The organism is Rhizobium sp. P38BS-XIX (genome assembly GCF_012641435.1).
Classification (GTDB): Bacteria; Pseudomonadota; Alphaproteobacteria; order Rhizobiales; family Rhizobiaceae; genus Rhizobium.
Window position 1 is genome coordinate 392961 of record NZ_JABAIJ010000002.1, and the last position, 16169, is coordinate 409129.

14 protein-coding genes are annotated in these 16169 nt (G+C 56.0%); 8 read left to right on the forward strand and 6 right to left on the reverse strand.

From position 1 onward, the window contains the following. The first annotated feature begins 165 nt into the window (after window positions 1–165). The 8 genes from HGP17_RS10980 to folK all read left to right on the forward strand — a co-directional run bounded on the left by HGP17_RS10980 (window position 166) and on the right by folK (window position 9143). Window positions 166–1062: a LysR family transcriptional regulator gene (locus HGP17_RS10980; protein WP_205925921.1), complete on the forward strand. Its 897-nt coding sequence runs from the start codon at window positions 166–168 to the stop codon at window positions 1060–1062. Window positions 1063–2248: 1186 nt separating this feature from the next. After that, a complete protein-coding gene (locus HGP17_RS10990) occupies window positions 2249–3346 on the forward strand; it encodes a hypothetical protein (protein ID WP_168808774.1) in 1098 nt (365 codons plus the stop codon). 19 nt (window positions 3347–3365) lie between these two features. Beyond that, window positions 3366–4331 (forward strand): fumarylacetoacetate hydrolase family protein, encoded by a 966-nt coding sequence (locus tag HGP17_RS10995; RefSeq protein ID WP_168808777.1) that lies wholly within the window; start codon window positions 3366–3368, stop codon window positions 4329–4331. A gap of 629 nt (window positions 4332–4960) precedes the next feature. Further along, the gene (locus HGP17_RS11000) at window positions 4961–6040 is read left to right on the forward strand and encodes an amidohydrolase family protein (protein WP_168808779.1); all 1080 of its coding nucleotides are present in this window, start codon (window positions 4961–4963) and stop codon (window positions 6038–6040) included. Further along, complete coding sequence (locus tag HGP17_RS11005; RefSeq protein ID WP_168808780.1) at window positions 6037–6810, forward strand: cyclase family protein; 774 nt, start codon at window positions 6037–6039, stop codon at window positions 6808–6810. Before HGP17_RS11000 ends, HGP17_RS11005 begins: the two co-directional genes overlap by 4 nt. Before the next feature lie 160 nt (window positions 6811–6970). Beyond that, a complete protein-coding gene (locus HGP17_RS11010; protein ID WP_168808783.1) occupies window positions 6971–8218 on the forward strand; it encodes an NAD(P)/FAD-dependent oxidoreductase in 1248 nt (415 codons plus the stop codon). A gap of 30 nt (window positions 8219–8248) precedes the next feature. Next, the gene (folB, locus tag HGP17_RS11015) at window positions 8249–8614 is read left to right on the forward strand and encodes a dihydroneopterin aldolase (protein WP_168808785.1); all 366 of its coding nucleotides are present in this window, start codon (window positions 8249–8251) and stop codon (window positions 8612–8614) included. After that, the gene (gene folK / locus HGP17_RS11020) at window positions 8607–9143 is read left to right on the forward strand and encodes a 2-amino-4-hydroxy-6-hydroxymethyldihydropteridine diphosphokinase (RefSeq protein WP_168808787.1); all 537 of its coding nucleotides are present in this window, start codon (window positions 8607–8609) and stop codon (window positions 9141–9143) included. Before folB ends, folK begins: the two co-directional genes overlap by 8 nt. Before the next feature lie 271 nt (window positions 9144–9414). On the opposite strand, the gene HGP17_RS11025 is transcribed toward folK, so the two are convergent. The 6 genes from HGP17_RS11025 to HGP17_RS11050 form a co-directional block, all read right to left on the reverse strand. Then, the gene (locus HGP17_RS11025) at window positions 9415–10191 is read right to left on the reverse strand and encodes an SDR family oxidoreductase (protein ID WP_168808790.1); all 777 of its coding nucleotides are present in this window, start codon (window positions 10189–10191) and stop codon (window positions 9415–9417) included. 486 nt (window positions 10192–10677) lie between these two features. After that, a complete protein-coding gene (locus HGP17_RS11030; RefSeq protein ID WP_168808792.1) occupies window positions 10678–11670 on the reverse strand; it encodes a VOC family protein in 993 nt (330 codons plus the stop codon). Window positions 11671–11706: 36 nt separating this feature from the next. Further along, window positions 11707–12666: a 2-hydroxyacid dehydrogenase gene (locus HGP17_RS11035; protein ID WP_168808793.1), complete on the reverse strand. Its 960-nt coding sequence runs from the start codon at window positions 12664–12666 to the stop codon at window positions 11707–11709. After that, on the reverse strand, window positions 12663–13943 hold the full coding sequence (eno, locus tag HGP17_RS11040; protein WP_168808794.1) for a phosphopyruvate hydratase: 1281 nt from the start codon (window positions 13941–13943) through the stop codon (window positions 12663–12665). Before eno ends, HGP17_RS11035 begins: the two co-directional genes overlap by 4 nt. Next, window positions 13940–14953: an aminoglycoside phosphotransferase family protein gene (locus HGP17_RS11045; RefSeq protein ID WP_168808795.1), complete on the reverse strand. Its 1014-nt coding sequence runs from the start codon at window positions 14951–14953 to the stop codon at window positions 13940–13942. Before HGP17_RS11045 ends, eno begins: the two co-directional genes overlap by 4 nt. A gap of 28 nt (window positions 14954–14981) precedes the next feature. Beyond that, complete coding sequence (locus tag HGP17_RS11050; RefSeq protein WP_168808796.1) at window positions 14982–16115, reverse strand: FAD-dependent monooxygenase; 1134 nt, start codon at window positions 16113–16115, stop codon at window positions 14982–14984. Window positions 16116–16169 lie beyond the last annotated feature (54 nt).

Consider the following 16169-nt stretch of genomic DNA (forward strand, 5'->3'; position numbering starts at 1 on the left):
CAGCGCCCGGATCGACCACTTCGTGCGGAATGATTTGGTCTGATTAGGTCCAGCCGCGGCAGATGTTCTGCGCGATATTATTGAGAGCAACTATTATCCACGCAAATTACAAGTTAGAATATGGCCATTGACTGCGTGAATAATGGATGGAGTGTAGGGGTGAATTTGGCCAGCATTGATCTGAATCTGATGACCGTCCTCGACGCTCTTCTTCAGGAACAGCATGTGTCGCGCGCGGCTGCTCGCGTAGGGCGGTCTCAGCCGGCGGTCAGCAGTGCTCTTGGAAGGCTTCGCGAGATCTTCGGAGATCCGCTGTTAGTAAGGACCCAGCAAGGTATGATCCCGACGGCGCGGGCGAAGGAGATACGGCCACTGGTTGAGGCTGCGCTCGAACAGCTGCGTGCCGCTCTCAACGACCAGCAGTTCGATCCGCTGACCTCGACACGACACTTCGTGATAGCACAGGCTGATGTGAGTGCAGCCCATTTCCTTCCACGAATTTTACCCGAGCTCCGTCGGCAAGCGCCCCATGTTACGATCTCGGTTGTGGAAGCCTGGTCCAACGAGGCCGTCGAGGCTCTCCAGCGCGGACAGGTCGATTTCGCGATCGGCGTCTTCGCTCCTCAACAGGAGGAGTTCGGATCGAAGCCGCTCGTACAAATGAAGGAGGTCTGCATTGGCGACGCCGCCAACGCAGCGATAAATAACGGGCCGTTGTCGTTTGAGGCATTCCTGAGGATACCCAAGATCATCCTGGAGCGTCGCGACAGCGGAACCGTGATCAACTCTGTTCTGTCGACCGCCGGACATGGCTCTAATGTGGTGCTGCGATTACCGCAGTTCCTCGGAGCCGCGCGCGCGGTCCTCGGCACAGATCTCGTGGTCGTCATTCCCGATGCGATGGTGGAAGACCTTCCGGACCGTGATCTTTACTCCGTCGCATCGCTTGGTTTCCAGATGCCAGAAGTCCAGGTGAGCCTGATCTGGAACCGGCGATACAACGTGGATGCGGCCCACAGCTGGTTTCGCGAACTCACTTGCAGATGCGCGGTTGCAATCTAGCAGCTGGTTGAACATTTAGTCCTAGCCTGGCCGGAGCAGAAGACCATTCTAGTAGAAATGGAATGCGGAAAATGCTCATCGGCGAGTATGGACAATCGCCATCAGGATTGCTCCGCGTCAATCCGCTGTTCCCGGGGGGCCGCCGCCCGATGCGCATGTTCGCAAGTCATCCCTGTGCAACACATTTCCGAAAGTTTTGCCGACGGCAGCCGGGATGATTAAACGGTTGAACTTCGCGCCGTTGCCGCAACTCATACCAGCTAGTACTAGTTTGGCAGAATTAAGTTTTCGGGCTGAGAGTACTGTTGGCAGTGCGGAGTGGATCCGTGCTGTTGGTAGAGCAAGCACATTGATCACTGCTCGACGGATGACTGGTAAGCTTGGCTCAGGCGGCCCACGGCGCACTTGTCGCCGCTTTTTTCCCGCTTTGCGGTGATCTCAGGTGCTGGAGGAGAACGTAAGCAATCCTCGTCATCAGAGCATGTCGGTGCAGCCCTTGCCAGGATCGCCCTTCTTCGACGGGCCGGTATCATCGATCACTAAAAACGCATCAGATGCGCCAACAATCTTGTCGCCTTGCAGCGCAAGCTCCGTCTCAAGAGGGACAGCATCCCTAAGTCGATCGGAAATCGAATGGTGGAGGCGATCGTAGTTGCCTGGCGCGACCCATTCCGCAATCAGCTCGACACTTTTGCGGTCGGGGGGATCCGTTAAACCCCGACACATAAACTGAAGACACTTGTTGTCGTTTTGTGTCCCAGCTTACCCAGAAACGGCTTCAAAAAGCCGAAGCTCCGTGTCCCAATTCATCATATCCCGGCACAAAGACCGAGGGCAAATCATCTCAAATCACGCTTGCCCGAAACCGCCAAAGTAGTGCTAGAGCGTCTCCTCGAACAAATAGTCTAATTGTCAGTCCTCCAATAAAGGCTGACATAGCTCTTCGACGCGGCCTTGCGCTTTGCCTAGGCGTTAGGCGGATTTAGCCCCCGCCGTAAAATGCCTTATCGAGTATTGAGACCTTCGCCATTCACAACATCAATACCAGAGATCGAAAGCTTGCGTTTTTACAACGTCTCCAAAGCCCCTACCCTCACCTCGTCCTGCTGCTCGAGCTTTCGGGGAGAATATGCCGCAGAAGCAGGTCGGCCGATGAGGGATCGGTCAGTTCTAGGGAGGAGAGGACATGAAGCCCGAGGTCACCGTCCGAGAAATTTTTATCTCGGTTCTTTTATTTTATGGCGTGAGCGCACATGCGGAGGACAGGTCAAACGCTGGCGGCTATCAATTGCCAGAAGGTATCCTCGCCCAAATTGAACTTGGAAAAGCGGGACTTCTGAAGCCGTTTTTTTCAAATGAATGGTATGGTGTCGCGTCGGAGCGAAATGGGCTGTCTCGCGCAACGGTGGGCGTTGCGTTATCAGGTGGCGGTTTGACAGGATATAAGGACGAAACGACCTCGTTTGTTTTGCCAATTACTGCTCTTCAAGCATTGCCAGACGGCCGCTCATATGTTCGCTACAGCTTCTCTGGCAGCGTTGGCGTTGCCGAACCCACCAAAGTCTCTGGGGACGCTCGGGTACCCGATTTTCTCGTTCAGTATATGACTTATCCCGATGTCAACACGATGTTTGCAGCCGGTGCTTTCGTCGAAAGAGCGTATGTGGATTTCGGTGATGCTACGACAGCACGTAACGGATACGGCTTGCGTTTAGATGCCGCAGAAAAGTTCAGCGAAAATTGGGGCATCTATGGTCGTGTGCAATATAGTCTTGGTGAGAGTGAAACGAAAGTGGACATAGCGCCGGGCCTCCGAAGCGTGCACATTCAAGGAGACGATCGACTCTATCTCCAAGGTGAGCTAACTGGGCAATTCCGAACTGAGGATGCTGCCGTCATACCAGAAGATTGGGTCATCCACCCCTCGCTTGGTATGCTGTACAACCAGGCAAATCTCGAGAGTACGGTTGATAATTTCGGGGTCAGATCTTCCGGCGTGCTAGGCCCCAAAGAAAAATATGGAACGGCATGGGCAAACCTTTCCTTTGAAAAGGAGGTCCCTCCGGGAGACTGGTCGCCAAACTTAGGCATTGGCGTTGAGCACGAATTCGTTAACAGCCTGGACGCCTACATAGACGAATCTACGTACGCTATCTTTTCCGCAGGTGCTTCAATGCAGATGAAGAATGGTCGTCGCATTGATGTGGGGTATTCACGGCACCAGGGCCTTAACGGAAACCGCTGGAGTCAGAGCTTCGTTGCCGCTCTGACCATGTCATTCTAATAGAGTAGAGGAATTTCAAATGAGATTCGCAACGATAGATGATGGCACCTTGGACGGGCGACTGCATTTGGTCAGCCGCGACAATCTTCTTTGTGCTCCGTCAAGTACTGCACTGACGCTTCAGAGCGCGCTTGAGGATTGGGATACGTTGGAACCCGCGTTGCGCGCAGAGTACGATGCGCTCAACGCTGGCAAAGGGTCGCAATTTGATCCTTTAAGAGCGCGCGCGCCTCTGCCCCGCGCTTGGCAATGGTTGGATGCGTCAGCCTACAACAGTCACGGCGAACTAATGCAGACCGCTTTCAATCTCGCTCCGATCGACACCCGTGGTAGACCGCTAATGTATCAGGGAATGAGCGACCGATTTCACGCGCCTTTTGCCAACGTGAAGCTACCTTCGGAGCAAGATGGGATAGATTTCGAAGCAGAGTTCGGTGTGATTCTTGGGGCCGTTCCAATGGGAGCCGATGCGATTGAGGCACGGGCGCGCATTCGGTTGGTGGTGCAGATTAACGATTGGAGCTTGCGTGCCTTAGGTGCAGTGGAAATGAAAACCGGTTTCGGCTGGATTAACGCGAAGCCCGCCTGTTCAATGGCGCCGGTCGCCGTAACACCTGATGAACTCGGCCAATATTGGCGAGATTGTCGTGTTGATCTGTCGCTCGTGGTGGACTGGAATGGGAAACGGTTCGGTGCAGCAAATGGCTATCCAATGAGTGTCGGCTTCGACGGTCTTATTGCTCACGCGGCATACTCGCGCGATCTCGCTACGGGGACGGTTCTAGGTTCTGGCACGGTATCGAATGCGAATTTCCGTGAAGTCGGCTCCTCTTGCATTGCTGAACGCCGTGCAATCGAGACCATAGACCATGGGGCCGCATCCACTGACTTTATGAAGTTCGGGGACCGCGTTCGCATGGAAGCCACCCTGCCAGATGGGTCTCCGCTTTTCGGTCCGATCGACCAGCAGGTGGTCAAAGCTTAAAGGTCCGACTGGGACAAAGAGTGGGCGTGTGCTTAGCGATGAGAAACTTGTACACCGCAGCGCCCGCAATGACCGTGCGAGGCAGCTTTGTTGCCAGCACAAAATTTTGACCGCAGCGTTAAGCTGTCAAGAAATCGCGTCGAATAAACTCCATCCAAAATATGGATGCGAGGAATGAATTCAATTCGTTTGATCGATATGTTGTAACCCAGCTAACTTTGACAATCAGGAGGATAATGGCGCGTGACCGCGCGCCGGGAGGAACGATGCGGAAGAAGATCGGATGCATGCCGATTGACACGGTCAATCCAATCTGAGCGGATTTTTGCGCGGCCATCGCCGTCGCCGGTTCCCGAGATGATCAAGTGTTGCCTTAGACCACGCGGCGAGCCTCTTAGCCAAGCTCCGAAGTGTTCCGAATATCTCGAACACATGCGCCGTTCGTCACCGGCTTTGGTCGCACGAACACTGCCTCGCGCCGGGATCCATCGCTCGAGAAAGTATAGATTACGAGTTCGATTGATCTGGACAAGCTGGTAGTCGCGGACCAATCCGATTCAATTGATGAGACGCACAGCGGCGGTCGGGCACGTCTTCGGGTGCCGTTCATGCGTATATGGAGGATACCAATGAAGCCTGAGTTTTTCCTACCGTTACCGACAGGCCCCCAGAAGAGGCCTGACGCCGCCATTGTCGTGGACGTCCACGGACACTTTGGGTGTATTGCTGCTGAACGCCTGCTTGACGGGCGACCGCAGCGGGAAGCCGAGCTTGCCGCAATGAATGCCGGATCAGGTGACGCTTCGACACGGTACAACGCCGAAGTTGTCCTGCCAACGGCCATCGCGAGGATGGCTTCGCTCGAAACCCGGTTACAGGACCTCGACTGGATGGGCGTTGATGTGCAAGTCGTTGCGCCTTCGCCCCATCTCTATGCCTACTGGGCAGACAAACAATTGGCGGATGAGCTGGTTTCCTCGATCAACGAAGCAGGTGCGGCTCTAGCCGCTCGCGCTCACGGTCGTCTCGTTGCGTTAGGCGCGGTGGCCCTTCAACACCCCGAGCTAGCGGCTGAGCAGCTCAAGAAAGCACTCAAGTTGGGCCTTCGGGGAGTTGAGATATCGGCATCCGTAGGCGACCGAGAACTATCAGATCCAGCGCTTGATCCGTTTTGGGCTGCCGCCGAGGAGACCGATACCCCCGTATTCATCCATCCCCTTGGGACCTCGCTTGGCAAGCGGCTCGACCGGTTCTATCTCTTCAATACACTAGGCCAGCCGGCGGAGACCACGGTCGGGCTTAGCCACGTCATCATGGGTGGAGTGCTTGATCGCTTCCCAGCTCTCAAGCTGGCAGCCGCTCATGGCGGCGGCTATCTTCCAACATATATTGGTCGCTCCGACCACGCCTGGAATGTGCGGCCAGAGGCAAGGGTATGCCAGCAACCACCCTCCCGCTACCTCGAACGTATCTGGGTCGACACTGTCGTCTTCGATTCCGTTCAACTGGCCGGGCTGCTCGCACGGCAAAATGGTCCGAAGCTAATGTGGGGTAGCGACTACCCTTTCGACATGGGCGACTACCATCCCGCCAAGTTCGCAGCATCAATCCCTGTAGAGCACCGCGCACGCGTGATGGGCGGTGCGGCAATCGAGCTTTTTGCCATCCATCCGCAAAAGTCTGCCATTGAAGTGAGACCTACCCCATGACAAGACGAATCATTGATCTCTCCGTACCATTGATGTCCGGAATCGCCTCTGACCCGCCTGGACTTGAGCCCAAGATCAAATACTCAGACCACGAGGAGGGTGCCCAGTTTTTCGAGAAATTTTTCGGTATACCGACCGAAAAGCAGCTCGAAGGAAAGGGTGGTGCGGTTGAGTATGTGGAGATGACCACACACGCCGGCACTCATATGGATGCGCCGTGGCACTACCACCCAACCATGAACGGCGGCGAACCTGCAATGCGCATCGATCAGGTGCCGCTGGAATGGTGCATGGGACGAGGTGTACGGCTCGATTTTCGCCAAAAGCCAGACAATCACGTGATTACTCCCGATGAGGTTGAAGCGGAGCTGCAACGAATTGGGCACGAGCTGCAGCCTGGGGATATCGTTCTCGTAAATACGCGTGCTGGATCGCGCTACGGAGAGGACGACTATGTATCAGCCGGATGCGGCATGGGGCGGGATGCTACACTGTGGCTAACGCGCCGCGGGATACGCGTCGTGGGCACGGATGCCTGGAGCTGGGATGCACCGATCGCGTCGCAGATCGAGCGCATTCGGCAGACAGGCGACTACTCCTTGTTCTGGGAGGGCCATAAGGCCGGCGCCGAAACGATCTATTGCCACATCGAAAAGCTTGGCAATCTCGACACGCTTCCCGACCACGGATTCCAGGTGGCCTGCTTTCCCGTCAACATCAAGGATGCGTCGGCAGGCTGGTGCCGTCCAGTGGCCATTATCGAAGATTGAGCGGTCTGAAGGACCAGAAAATATATTGTTACGCCGCCTGGCGGCACTGGCGATGGTCGTCTTCACCGATGGGGATCTGCACCGATCAAGCCAGAACTAACCAAGGAAAGCCGCCTTCTAGAGGCGCCTTCTCCTTTCTTTTATCGGTCAATGGAGGAAAATGATGACCAAAGGTTGGAGACCTGGAAAACGCGCGGCAATCATTGGGGCAGGTCCCGGAGGGGCTTCAGCTGCCCTTGCTATGCTGCAGCAGGGTTACGACGTACGTCTTTATGAGCGGAATGCGGATCCAAAGCCCCTTGGAGGCGGCGTCCTGCTAAGCGTTCCGGTCCTAGCCATCTTGCGCCAATATGACATCGACATAACCAATTTTGGCTCGTTCACCAAAACGCAGTTCCGCAACAATCGTGGGAAGGTAAGAGTTCGTCTACCGTTCAACGAGAATGTTGAGAAGGCCATGGGCATTAAGGGCTGGCACTACGGCGTGCTTCGGTCCAATGCCTTTGGGAAAATGTTAAATGCGCTTCCCGACGGTGTTCTCATCTCTGATCACAAGCTCGACAAATACGAGGAGCAGAACGGCGAGATCCAAATCTCATTCGAAAACGGCGCGAAGGTTACAGCCGATATTTTGATCGGAGCGGACGGTATCCGCTCCGTTGTATCTCGGCAGACCTTTGGCGATCCCGGAATTTTCCACGTCGGTCTGCGCGCGTGGCTCGGCTGGTGCGACGACCCCGGCGGTATCGAAAAAGAACTTGCCATCATCCACCACTCGCGCAACGTGCAGGCAAGCTATTTCCCGATGCTGCATGATGGTAAACCTGGGTTTGAGTGGTGGATCGTGGAACGTTCGGCCGAAGGGAGTGCTGTTCCAGTCGACGTAGAGGGCCACATCCGTCATTTGCTCGCCGACTTCCCCAGCCCGATGTCGCGTTTTCCAGATCACACTGATTTCGAGACACAGTTATTTCGCTGGGAGATCTATAATCGACCGACGTTGAAGACCTGGACAAAAGGTCGGGTCGCTTGTGTGGGCGACGCGGTGCATCCGGTTTCGCCATATGCCGCTTATGGAATGGGAATGGCGATCGAAGATGGCTACTTTCTTGCACGGTCCTTGGGCGGTCGAGACCTTACGGACTTGGCAGGAGTGACTGAAGCGTTCCGTCGCTACGAAGCTGAGCGCGTCGATTACGTCAATCACCACGTCGAGTTTGCCCGCGAACTCGGCAAGCGATTCCACCATGCGTCGGCCCCCATGGCCTGGCTGCGCGATTTTATCTTTGATCATACGGGATTCCTGCAGAGGCAAGTTGAGAAGGACTATCTAGCATCTGCCGAAAAGATGTCGCTACAATTGATGGAGTTGCACCGTAACCCTCGTGCCACAGCCGTAAATCAATAAGATTCCATTGCCGCGACAGGAGACACGCGCTTGAGCAGTTATACGATCCTTCTGAAAAACTGTTCATTTTTCGCCCGCCATGGCGTCCTGGAGCAGGAAGAGGTTCTTGGGCAGCGCTTCTTTGTCGATGCCGCAATGGATGTCGAAGCCGGAAACGCTCTCGAAACGGACGAGATTGAGAACACCGTGGATTATGGCGTGGCATTCGCCGTCATCGAAAAGATTGTCCTCGGTCAACGGCGGTATCTGATCGAGGCGCTGGCCAACGATATCGCCACGGCACTTCGAAAGCGTTACCCGCAGATCGTCCAGGTGAAGATCACTGTGCGCAAGCCTTCGGCGCCCGTTCCCGGCATTCTCGATTACGCTCAGGTCTGTGTCGGGCAACATGCCTAAGACGTGGACCACCGCGGCGCTCGGTCTTGGCGGCAATATCGGTGAGCCGAAGACTGCAATGGCAAGGGCCTTGGCTGCTTTGAGCGACCGTTCCGATTGCCGCCTCGTGGCGGTGTCCGAGCTTTATCGGACGCCGCCCTGGGGCAAGACGGATCAGGCCGATTTCTTTAACTGCTGTGCCCTGATAGAAATCGCGCTGTCTTCCGAGGCGTTGCTCGATCTATGCCTGGATATCGAAAGGGGAATGAAGCGTGTGCGCGTTGAGCGCTGGGGACCACGGACCATCGATATCGATGTGCTGACCTATGGTGACGCGCATGTCCTGACAGAGCGCGTCGAAATCCCCCATCCTAGAATGACAGAACGGGCTTTTGTCCTGATGCCGCTTGCCGATATTGCGCCGGATTTCGTGGTAAAGGGCAGGCGAGTACTCGAATGGCTGTCAGACGCAAATAAGACCGGTATCCTGCGCGCAAACGAAAAGCGGGAATGGTGGACAACTCCCGCTTCGGAATGCGAATCTGGCTGAGCCGGGGTTAAGGCTTGATCGAGCCGACGGCCATCGAGTCTACGTTGCGTGCCAGTGTAAAACCTACCGCAGAGGCAACTTAGTCCGATGTGAAGTATTGATAGACCTGTTCTTCCAGCACGTGGCCGTCATAGCGCTGAGCTTGGGATATGATCGACTATAGCGGTGACCAAAACTGACCCCCGTCGCGTCTCCCTCTATTCCGCTCACCTTGGTCCAAAGTACTATGAAGAGTTTGAGTAGCCCCAATGACTATCGCACCCAAGGCTACTCAAATTACTATCGGGTGCGATGCTCCGTCCATACCGATGATGACTCCGGTTACATAGCTTGCTTTCGAAGAACTGAGAAAAGTTACGACGTTGGCGATTTCTTCCGGTGTTGCCATCCGACCGATCGGGATTTGTTGGACCAGCCTCTCCAAGGCCGTTTGTTCGCTTACACCACGTAGAGACGCTTCAGCTTTCAAACCCTCGCTCACCCGCTCCGTCTCCGTACCTCCAGGGTTGATGCCGACGATGCGCACACCGCTTGCAGCATAGGCGCTTGCCAACCCAACCGTTGCCAACATCAGTGCCGCATTGGCAGCGCCTCCAGGCAGATGCACTGGTGAGGCAACCTTACCGCCGCTTCCGATGACATTGACGATCACGCCAGACCGGCGCTCAGCCATTCGTTTAATCAAGGGGTCGATGACGTTAAGATACGAGAAATATTTGGCATCCATCGCTGCGCGCCAATGGGAGGGGCTCAGGTCCTGCGGCGGGGTGCGCCGTGCAGCACCTGCACAGTTGACGAGGACATCGATCGGCCCGACCGCAGCTTCAGCTTTATCAATCAGTGCCAGCGCCTCCTCCTCCGAGGTAAGGTCGGCCGCAAGACCGATGGCACCGGGTAGTGCCTTCAAAGCCCTGTCGATATTAGCCTGCGAGCGCGAGCAGATGGCCACTTCCGCGCCCTCGGACAACAAGGATGCTGCGCAGGCAAATCCGATACCCTTTGAACCGCCGGTGACCAGAACCCTCTTACCGCTCAGATCAAGTTGCACGCCTATCTCCTTTGTCTTGAAAACAATCCAGTTGGAAATTAACCTTCGACGACTCAGAGTCCAAGTGCTCCGTGAACTAGACGAAATGCAAAAGTCGCAATGTAACGATGGCTCATGTCAAAGGCAGACCCGCCGAAGTTAGCGGGTTCACCAACTCGAAACCATTCCACCTGTTGCTTTCGCCGCCCGAACAGAATTTCATTGAAGATACGTATGGGTACTTTTCTCCGAGGTGAATTCATCCTCTGATGCAGCTCCGGCGATAGTCTGTCCCGCCACGATCGCTTTCACCCACAACGAGAGCAAAGCAGGATCAGGTTCGTCGATAAGCCCTACTTCCCCTCACCGACATGGGCGTTGAGACGCATCAACTAGTCGGCGACGTCATTAAGGTGACCGACGCAGCAGGATTGACTTCCACTCCGCAGTCGGAGTGGAAGCCTCTTGCGATTGAACTCGAACTTCTCCCGCTTCAACCGGATATGCTCATTGGAAAAAAGTTGTCTCACGGAAGTGGTGCTGAGCGTCTTCGGAGGCTTCCAATTCGCCCTCGCTCGGAAAGCTTTCGAACATGCTTTCGGGCATTGCTTGGTTCTTATACCAAACGTTGGCGCCCTGGTTGACGGTCCAGCCAACCGGCTCCCAATCGGGGATTACGTTCCGATATCCGCCGGCGTTGAATTCGATCCGCAAGCCTGACGGCTCACGGAAGTATAGGTATTCCTGTTCGCCGAGACCATGGCGGCCTGGGCCGAATTCAATCTCAATGCCCTCGTCAAGAAGCACATCGGCGGCGCGGTGCAATTCAACGCGTTGGTCTAACCAGAAAGCAATGTGGTTTACGCGGCCCTTGAGACCTGGAAGTTCGGGCACCAACGCCATATCGTGCCCTCGTTCGCCGGTGGTCGTCATTGCGAAGACGACGCCGCGGGGTGCCGTGATATACTCCATGTACTTGTGGCCCAGCGTCTCTTGAAACCACTTAATATCTCGCAGAATGTCCTGGCTATTCATTGTAACGTGATCGATTTCGCGCACCGCACAGCCCCGCGGCCGGAATTTTTGTGCCCGGTTAGGGAAGAGCGGAGCGACATCGCCGGTGGCCTTGTAGCGTTCGATTTCCCAGAATACTTCGTGCTGATGGCCTGAGGGGTCCATGTAACGGTAGGCCCGTCCACGACCGAAGTTTGGCTCCACCCATCCTATGCCATTGCCCGAGGCCTCGAGACGCCTCACAGCCATCTCGAGTTCATGTTGCCCTTCGGTCCGCCAGCCTATGGTTTCAACCGAGCCGACCGACCCTTCCTTGAGTTCGATGGAATATTTGTAGTGCTCGCCCCAGCCACGAAGGAAGAAGGAGCCATTCTGCTCTCCTGAAACCTCAAGGCCGATAACGTCGCGATAACAACGCAGCGACTCCTCAAGTTTTGGCGTCGTGACGACGAGATGGGTGAGTTTGGACAAAAGTTTCTGTGTCATGACGTGCTCTCCGTAGTCCTCTTTAGTTTTGAATAGTTATCGGCGTCCGGGCCGGATTTCGTTAAGCAGGCTTTCGCCTGCGATGGCACGGCGTGCATTCTCGAACGCCACGTTCAGGCTGCGCATGATCGTCTCCGGGGTGAGCCAGGCCACGTGCGGTGTCGCCACTACATTCGGCAGGGAAAGCAGGGGATGCCCCACACGCACGGGTTCTTCGTTGAAAACATCAAGGCCCGCCCCAAGGAGTTTGCCCTTCGTAAGAGCCTCCGCGAGTGCTTGCTCATCTACCAGACCGCCACGCGCGGTATTGATGAGGATCGCGCCGTCCCTCATCCTCGCGATAGTTTCGGCATCGATTATGTGCCGGGTCAGGTCTGTGAGCGGCAAGTGCAGCGAGAGGATGTCGGCTTTGACAATTACCTCTTCGAGGCTACAGGGTTCAGCGCCGAATCCCTTATGTTCAGACCGATCATGATAAATGAGTTTCGCCCCAAGAGCAGAAAGCGCAGGCGCGATGCGGCGCGGAACTTCGCCAAAGCCGAGGAAGCCCACAGTCCTGCCCCCGATCTCACCTGAACGCTCGAGACGTTCGGGTGGCAGCGCCCAGCCGTTGCCGGCGCGGGTTGCACCGTCGAGAATACTTATCTGCCTTAGGACCGCGAGCATCAAGCCTATCGCAAGTTCGGCAACGGCATTCGAGTTCGTTCCTGGCATGTTTGACACGCCTATGCCCAGTTCCGCGGCTGCATCAAGATCGATCGTATCAACGCCGACGCCGATCTTTTGGATCAGTTTGAGCTTCGGCGCGCGCTCCATATCCTTACGTGAAACCGGCCGCAACACGTGAAGCAGGACGTCGGCGTCAGCGATTTGACTTTCGAATGTTGCGTCGTCATCTTCCTCAATCACCACAACTTTCCATCCTTCAGGCGGATGGTCGGCAAGACTTCGGCGTAGCACTGGGCCCGCGCGATAGTGCAGGATTGCCTTTTTCATCGCAGTCCTTTCGGCAGAGCACTGCGTCCGGCGTACTCGGCCTTACCACCGAGCATCTCCTCAATGCGCAGGACCTGGTTCCACTTTGCTGTCCGCTCTGAGCGGGTGATTGAACCGACCTTGAGCTGCCCAGCATTCCAGCCCACTGATAGGTCTGATATGATGTCATCCTCAGTTTCGCCCGACCGGGCTGAGACCACAGTTCCCCAACCGGCGGCCCGAGCGGCCACCAGCGTGTCTAGAGTCTCAGTGATCGTTCCGACCTGATTGGGTTTTAGAAGGACTGCGTTTCCGGCCCCTTCTGCCTGTGCTACCCGTACGCGCCCGGCGGATGTTACGAGGTAGTCGTCCCCGATAATTTGGAGCTTGTTCCCAAAACGTTGGGTGATAGCTATCATTCCATCACGGTCGCGCTCATTCACCGGATCCTCTATCGACAGGATGGGAAAGGTCCCGATCCAGTTGGCAAGAACCTCGATCCATTCGCCAGTGTCGAAGCTGCGATCTTCAAGACCGAGCTTGTAATGCCCGTGCTCATAGAACTGCGAGGCAGCTATATCCAAGGATATCATCACCTCGCCGTTGCCATAACCGGCCGTCTCGATGGCGCGGGTTAGTGTGGTAAGCGCCTCTTCATTACTGTCGAAGTTGGGCCAATATCCACCTTCATCGGCCACGCCTGTGAGTGGTCCCTTCCGAGCCATCAACTCGCCGGCGGCGGCATAGACATCTGCGACCATTTCGAGCGCTTTCGTAAAGGTCTCAGCGCCAACTGGCATTACGAGGAAATCTTGAATATCTACTCGACGGGCTGCGTGAACGCCGCCGCCGAAGATCTGGATCTCGGGGAGCGGCAGGCGAACGGGCTTTCCATCGGCGAGATACCGCCAGAGCGGCTCCCCCGCAGCGGCTGCAGCGGCGCGTAGTACAGCCATTGAGGTTGCGACAATTGCGTTGCCTCCTAGGCGAGACTTGTTTGCCGTTCCATCGACTGCGATAAGCGTCTCATCGATGGAACGTTGATCGATCGCGTCAAGACCGATGATTGCTTCAGCGATTTCGCCTCGCACTGCCGCCAGCGCGTTCTGCACGTCGTACCCGGCGAAACGACTGCCCCCGTCGCGAAGGTCTATCGCCTCTGCCTCGCCGCGAGATGCCCCTGCAGGAGCCACACCGCGACCTTGCAGACCGCCTTGAATAACCACGTCTACCTCTATAGTGGGTCGACCACGGCTGTCCCAGATACGGCGGGCTCGAACGTCTTCAATCTTCCTCACGCAAGGATCTCCTTGAACGGTGTCACTACGTCAATAAGCCTAGTTGGCGGCCGGGATATCAGCGCGCGGGATGTATCACGGACCATTTCCTGCTCGTTTGATCGCAGATATTCAACTGGCGATTTTCCATCGATACGTGCCAGGGCTAGCGCCGCCAGGAGTGCTGCAGCCCTGGCCTCGAACTCTGCTACCGGTTCCCATGTCACACGAGAAAGGTATTCCTCGAGCAGCGCTGCAAGACTCTCCAGCAGTACCATTGCGCGTGCGGGCATATGCACTGACTTAAGCAACAGATGGTTGAGGCAAAATGACAGGTCAAACGCTGGATCACCCCATGTCGCACACTCGGCGTCGAGCAACACCGGACCGTCGGGCCCAACTAGGATATTCTTGGGGCTCACGTCTCCATGGATCAGTGCAAGTCGCGTTCTTGCTGTCCGGTGAGCGATTGCGGAGAGTTGCTTACCCAGATCATCATGCCTCTTTGCAGTTTCCCGCAGGTATGGATCGAGGCGCAGGGCCTCGAAGTCTTCGCCATTGTCAAACTGAGCGGCTAGTTCCGGCTTTTCTGACGTTACACTATGAATATGGCCAATAGCCGCCCCGATCTGCCGGGCCGTCTCAATGGAGATCTCTCCTGCGAGAAGCTTGTGTTTCCATACCGGATAGCGATCTGGATCAAGCCAGGCCATGGCGAACATGTTACCTTCGACATCCTGTCCCAGGATTGTTGGGACAGCTCCAGGAACCAGCTCTGCCGCGGTCCGCATCCAGTCGACCTCTGCCCGGTTCCGCCGGACCGGAACACGCCAATCGGCCGAAACATTCAGTTTCGGTAGCGCTGACTTGGCGCAAAATCTGTGTCCAGCATCATCCACGCGGACAATAAGTGATGATACCCCGCCTGTCAGGGGCACGATCTGCGGCGTGGCGCTCTGCAGCAATCGCATGCGCCTTAGAGACGCAAGAATTTCATCGCGGTCGAGCCGCGACAGTTCCGGTTCACCCATGGTCGTTTGATCCGTCCCGCTCTACTTCCTAAGTCGGCGCCATTGCGCGCTTGCGCCCTTCGATCATCTGTGTAAGCGCGTCGAATCCAGGTTCGTTCAAGCGTCCCTGCTCGTTGAGACAAAGCTTCAGAGAAGTTTCGGCAACCCACACGCATTTCTTATAGCGCCGGTTTTCCCACCGTTGCAGAACGTCAGGCGCAGCTCCACCGGCGGCTACTTCTTCGCCGAGGACTACGGCGTCTTCCATTGCCATGGCGGCCCCTTGCGCCAGGTGTGCAGTGGACGCATGAGCTGCATCGCCAATGAGCACGACCGAACCTTTGTGCCACGGCTTCGGCAGATCGACGTATTCGAACGGCCGGTAGATGATGTCGGCCCCACCAATTAAATGCCGTTCACGTAGTTCTCCGTAGAGACCGCCAACATCCTTGACGAGGTTGTTCATCTCGTTCGGTAGATCTGCGTTATCTTTCCAACCGGCGCTTTGCTCATTCGACGTGCACCACATGTAGGCTAGGTCGTTGGCCAACGGCATAAGACCGCAGTTCGGGCCATCGGAACGAAGGTAAAGCCATACATGTTCAAGCTCTTCTGGGCGCGGGATGTTAAGCCTCCATCCGCCCTGTCCGGAAAAAATTGCACGATACTGCTCGCCCCAAAGACGTTGCCGCAAATCCGAATAGATTCCGTCAGCGCCCACAACCAAGTCGTAGCTGTCGGAGTCTCCATTCGAAAAGCGCACTGTTGCGCTGTCTGAGGTGTTATCTATGACCTGGGCCGTTGTCCCGGTCGTTATCTTCGTTCCAAGCGTTTTGGTCCGGCTCAAAAGGATAGCCGTCAGCCTTGATCGGGTAATCCCCATATCCGCGGGAAGACCTTCAGGTAACCCGGCTGGCGCAGGGATTTCGTACAGAAGCTGCCCGGCTTGGTTATGGACACGGCCACCCGCAAATCCCCACCCCTGTCTTAACACCTCATCGGCTACCCCCAGCGCCGCTTCCGCCAACACGGCATTGGTCTGATGGATAATACCGATCCCCTGACCCTTTGGAGTTTCTTGCTTTTCAATTAAATGGGTCTCGACGCCCTTTTGGCGAAGGGCAATTGCCGCACAAAGTCCGCCGATGCCGCCTCCGATGATAAGAGCTTTCCGAATAGGCATATTGCCTTCCTCCCTCCTGATTTTTTAACCGCCGCGGCACAGCGAGTTCGCTGT